4 protein-coding genes are annotated in these 3,872 nt (G+C 67.7%); 3 read left to right on the top strand and 1 reads right to left on the bottom strand.

The features are described from left to right. Nucleotides 1–259: 259 nt before the first annotated feature. The 3 genes from tauA to APY03_RS07910 are packed head-to-tail and all read left to right on the top strand — an operon-like array spanning nt 260 to nt 2,976. Complete coding sequence (gene tauA, locus APY03_RS07920; RefSeq protein ID WP_068675597.1) at nt 260–1,276, top strand: taurine ABC transporter substrate-binding protein; 1,017 nt, start codon at nt 260–262, stop codon at nt 1,274–1,276. Nucleotides 1,277–1,289: 13 nt separating this feature from the next. Continuing rightward, a complete protein-coding gene (locus tag APY03_RS07915) occupies nt 1,290–2,078 on the top strand; it encodes a taurine ABC transporter ATP-binding protein (RefSeq protein ID WP_068675595.1) in 789 nt (262 codons plus the stop codon). Next, nucleotides 2,071–2,976 (top strand): ABC transporter permease subunit, encoded by a 906-nt coding sequence (locus APY03_RS07910; protein ID WP_068675593.1) that lies wholly within the window; start codon nt 2,071–2,073, stop codon nt 2,974–2,976. Before APY03_RS07915 ends, APY03_RS07910 begins: the two co-directional genes overlap by 8 nt. 7 nt (nt 2,977–2,983) lie before the next feature. Here APY03_RS07910 and APY03_RS07905 read toward each other — a convergent pair whose 3' ends face one another. After that, on the bottom strand, nt 2,984–3,697 hold the full coding sequence (locus APY03_RS07905; protein WP_068675591.1) for a glutathione binding-like protein: 714 nt from the start codon (nt 3,695–3,697) through the stop codon (nt 2,984–2,986). Nucleotides 3,698–3,872 lie beyond the last annotated feature (175 nt).

Here is a 3,872-nt window from a genome sequence, read left to right as displayed (position 1 = left end):
AGAAAGTGACTCGCCCGCCGGGGCGAATTCCCGGCCCCGGACTTAACCAACTGCAACGTTCGAAGGCGAAAAGATGCCCCACCCCAACCCTCCCCAAGCGGGGGAGCGGAGAGTCAATCCCCGCACCGCCCTCGTGCACCCCGCACCACAACAAGGGTAAGTCCCCATCCCCTGGCTCCATGCCCTTTTCGCGGCTGGCACTTCCGGCTGCGCGCCGATGGGTGCAAAGTCCCATTCGATTCACCACCAGGAGAAACGAATGAACATGCCCCGGCGCTTCACCCTCTCAGGCGCGGCCTTGACCGCCGCATTGGCCCTCGGCGGCGTCGCCGCCCAGGCCCAGACCAAGGAACTGACCTTCGCCCACCAGGACATGCTGGTGCCGCTGCGCCTGGTGATGGAGTCGGGCGAGGTCGAGAAGGCCACCGGCTACAAGATCAACTGGCGCATGTTCTCGGGCGGCGGCGACGTGATCCGCGCCATGGCCTCCGGCGACGTGCAGATGGGCGAGACGGGCTCCAGCCCGCTGACGGCCGCCGCGAGCCAGGGCCAGGACATCAAGCTGTTCTGGATCTCCGCCGACATCGCCGACGCCGAGGCCCTGGTCGCTCGCAACGCCTCCGGCATTGCGAGCATGAAGGACCTGAAGGGCAAGAAGGTTGCGACACCCTTCGTCTCCACCGCGCACTACCAGCTGATGGCCGGCATGAAGATGGAAGGCGTGGACCCGAAGACGGTCAACGTGATGAACATGCGCCCGCCGGAGATCGCCGCCGCCTGGGAGCGCGGCGACATCGACGCCACCTTCATCTGGGACCCGGTGCTGTCCAGGATCCGCGGGAGCGGCAAGACCATCGCCACCTCCGGCAGCATCGGCAAGCGCGGTGCGCCCACCTTCGAGGGCATCGTGGTGAACGCCAAGTGGGCCGCCGCCAACGAGCCCTTCATGGTCGCCTTCGTCAAGGCGCTCAACCGCGCCAACGAGGAGTACAAGGCCTCCGGCAAGAGCTGGACGCCCGATTCCCCCCAGACCAAGGCCATGGCCAAGTGGACCAAGGCCGACCCCAAGGACGTGGGCGCGGCGATGGCGCTCTACAGCTTCCCGACGCTGGCCGAGCAGGTCTCGCCCACCTGGCTGGGCGGCGGCGCGGCCAAGGCGATGGCCAACACGGCCGTGTTCCTCAAGGAGCAGGGCCGGGTGCAGGAGGTCAAGCCCGACTACAGCGGCTTCGTGACCACCGCCTACGTCGAGAAGGCGATGGCGGCTGCGAAGTAGCAAGGAGGCACCAATGCCCACGCTCGACATCCGCGACCTCACGGTCAACTACGCCGTCACCGGCGGCACGCTGCAGGCACTGGCCCCGGTCAACCTGCAGATGCACGACGGCGACTTCGTGGTCGCGCTCGGCGCCTCAGGCTGCGGCAAGACCACGCTGCTCAACTGCATCGCCGGCTTCCTGCCGCCCTCCACCGGCGAGATCCTGCTGGACGGGAAGCCGGTCGCCGGGCCCGGCGCCGACCGCGGCGTGGTGTTCCAGAAGCATGCGCTCATGCCCTGGCTCAACGTGCGCGACAACGTCGCGCTGGGCCTGCGCCTGGCCGGCGTCGGCAAGGCCGAGCGCGACCGGATCGCCGAGGACAAGCTGGCCCTGGTCGGCCTGCAGCAGTACGCCGGCCGCGCGGTCTACGAGCTCTCCGGAGGGATGCAGCAGCGCGTGGGCATCGCCCGCGCGCTGGCCAGCGACCCGGCCGTGCTGCTCATGGACGAGCCCATGGGCGCGCTCGACGCCTTCACGCGCGAGCAGGTGCAGGAGATCCTGCTGAAGGCCTGGTCGAAGTCGAACAAGATGGTGTTCTTCATCACCCACTCGGTGGAGGAGGCGCTGTTCCTCGCCACCCGGCTGATCGTGATGAGCCCGAGCCCGGGCCGCATCTCGCACGTGTACGACCAGGTGCCGTTCTCGCGCCAGTACCTCTCGCACGGCGACTCGCGCAAGGTGAAGTCGGAGCCCGAGTTCATCCGCATGCGCGAGGAGGTCCTGGCGATCATCCACCACAGGGAGGCCGTCCATGCCTGACGCCATCATTGCTTCGCCCGTCGCCATGACGCCACCCGCCAACAGTCCCGCGCAGCCGGCCGTTGTGGCCGCTGGAGCCGCCGCGGCGAAGGGCGGCGCCAAGCTCAAGACCAGTGCCTTCAAGGTGCCGGGCGCGGGCTCCAGCGTCGGGATCAGCGTGATCACCGTGGCCGCGCTGGTGGCGCTGTGGTTCGTCGTGACCAACATGGGCTGGGTCAAGCCGCTGTTCCTGCCCTCGCCGCAGGCCGTGGCGCAGCAGTTCTACGAGTACGTGACCGGCCAGGCCAACGACAAGCCGCTGTGGCAGCACTTCCTGGCGAGCATGTTCCGCGTGTTCTCGGCCTTCCTGCTGGCTTGCGTGACGGCCATTCCGATCGGCATCGCCATGGGCATGAGCCGGGTGGCGCGCGGCATCTTCGACCCGCCGCTGGAGTTCTACCGGCCGCTGCCGCCGCTGGCCTACCTGCCGCTGATCATCATCTGGTTCGGCATCGACGAGCTGCCCAAGGTGCTGCTGATCTTCCTGTCCTGCTTCGCACCGCTGGCCCTGGCCGCGCGCTCGGGCATGCGCAGCGCGTCGCAGGAGCAGATCAACGCGGCCTACTCGATGGGCGCCAGCTACATGCAGGTGATCCGCCACGTGATCCTGCCCTCGGCCCTGCCCGACATCCTGGTGGGCATGCGCATCGCGATCGGCTTCGGCTGGACCACGCTGGTGGCGGCGGAGATGGTGGCGGCCAACATGGGCCTGGGGCAGATGGTGCTCAACGCCTCCAACTTCCTGCGCACCGACATCGTGATCATGGGGATCATCGTGATCGGCGTGGTGGCCTACCTGTTCGACCTGCTGATGCGGTGGCTGGAACGGCGGCTGGTGCCTTGGAAGGGGCGGATGTAGCGGACGCTCAGGGTGTCGCTGCGCGGCTGGGAATGCCCAGGCCGCGCACGACCGCGGGCCGCGCCACGAAGGCCTCGAGCGCGCGCTTCACATGCGGGAAGGCGTGGAATTCCACCAGCTCGCCCGCGTCGTAGAAGCCGACCAGGTTGCGCACCCACGGGAAGATGGCGATGTCGGCGATGGTGTAGTCGTCACCCATGACCCAGTCGCGCCCCGCCAGCCGCGTCTCCAGCACATGGAGCAGCCGCCGGGCCTCCGCCACGTAGCGGTCGCGTGGGCGCTTGTCGTCGTAGTGCTTGCCGGCGAATTTGTGGAAGAAGCCGACCTGGCCGAACATGGGGCCGATGCCGCCCATCTGGAACATCAGCCACTGGATGGTTTCGTAGCGCGCGGAGGTGTCGGCGGGCAGCAGCTGGCCGGTCTTGTCGGCCAGGTAGATCAGGATGGCGCCAGACTCGAAGAGGGCCAGCGGCTTGCCGCCGGGGCCATCGGGGTCGAGGATGGCGGGGATCTTGTTGTTGGGGCTGAGCGAGAGGAACTCCGGGGACATCTGGTCGTGCGTCTCGAAGTTGACCAGGTGGGGTTCGTAGGGGAGGCCGGTTTCCTCCAGCATGATCGAGACCTTGACGCCGTTGGGCGTGGGCAGCGAATAGAGCTGCAGGCGGTCGGGGTGGGCGGCGGGCCACTTGCCGGTGATGGGGTAGGCGGACAGATCGGCCATGGGTTCTCCTTGTTGTCTCTTGAAGAGGGCACAAGGGCGGATTCTGCCTCTGCTTCGGACTTTTTCTCCCTCTCTCCCTCTCTCTTCCTATCCCGGGGATGAGGGTTGGGTGAGGCCCTGGGCGGTTGACTTCGGACGTTGCTGTTGGTTGGAGGCTGGGGCCGGGAGTTCGCCC

Origin of the sequence: Variovorax sp. WDL1 (genome assembly GCF_001541225.1) — a bacterium.
GTDB lineage: Bacteria > Pseudomonadota > Gammaproteobacteria > Burkholderiales > Burkholderiaceae_C > Variovorax.
Note: the sequence above shows the minus strand (reverse complement) of the source record. Positions and strands in the feature narration are given on the sequence as shown.